General features: G+C 73.1%; 1 protein-coding gene. It reads left to right on the forward strand.

Annotated elements, in window-relative coordinates; translation table 11 throughout:
- Positions 1–58: 58 nt before the first annotated feature.
- Positions 59–876, forward strand: an 818-nt coding sequence (locus ACOADB_RS28175; protein ID WP_378606989.1) for a zinc-dependent metalloprotease family protein, incomplete at its 3' end; no start/stop codon positions are given.

Here is an 876-nt window from a genome sequence, read left to right on the forward strand (position 1 = left end):
GGTCCCGATCCGTCGTCCTGCGCTCACCTCGGCTCCGCACCGGCCGATGTGGACACACATGGTTCAGGTCCTGCGCACGCTCGCGCTCGCGGTCACCGCGCTCGCGATCGCCGTGACCGGATGGGCCCTGCCCGCAGCGGCGGACGACAGTGCCCCGGCAGACCCGGGCACGACCGCGGTGGAGGTCCACGACCCCGCGCTGGTGACCAGTCCCGACGGCGCGACCTTCGCCCGTGACGAGTGGGGCACCCCGCCGCCGGCGCCCTCCCCGCGAGCCACCACGGACGGCACCGCCCTGGCCTCGGCGGAGCCCGCGGCGTCGTACACGCTGGCCGAGACGTTCAGCCTGCACAGCCGGCCGGGCGCCACGCGCACGGTCTACCTCGACTTCGACGGTGGCACCCTGCTCTCCACCAACTCCTGGCTGCTGAACGGGCTCACCTCGCTCCTGTTCCCCGGCTGGACCCTCGACAGCTCGGCGGCGTTCTCGGACGCCGAGCGCGCCCTGGTCCAGGAGGTCTGGGCCCGGGTGTCGGAGGACTTCGCCCCCTTCGACGTCGACGTCACGACGCAGGAACCCGCCACCGGCGGACTGTGGCGCAGCGGGACCAGCGACCTGACCTACGGCACCCGCGTGGCGTTCAGCTCGGGCAGCAGCGTCCAGAGCGCGCTCTGCGGAGGGTGCGGCGGCCTCGGCTGGATCGGCACCTTCGACGTCATCACGCAGGCCGAGACGCGCAGCCCCGCGTGGGTGTTCCCCTCGTCGCTCGGCAACCGCGCCAAGAGCATGGCCGAAGCCGCCTCCCACGAAGTGGGGCACAACCTCGGTCTCGCCCATGACGGCACGACGTCGAACGGCTACTACGGCGGCACCTC

The sequence above is a fragment of the Nocardioides sp. CPCC 206348 genome, assembly GCF_048654705.1.
GTDB lineage: Bacteria > Actinomycetota > Actinomycetes > Propionibacteriales > Nocardioidaceae > Nocardioides.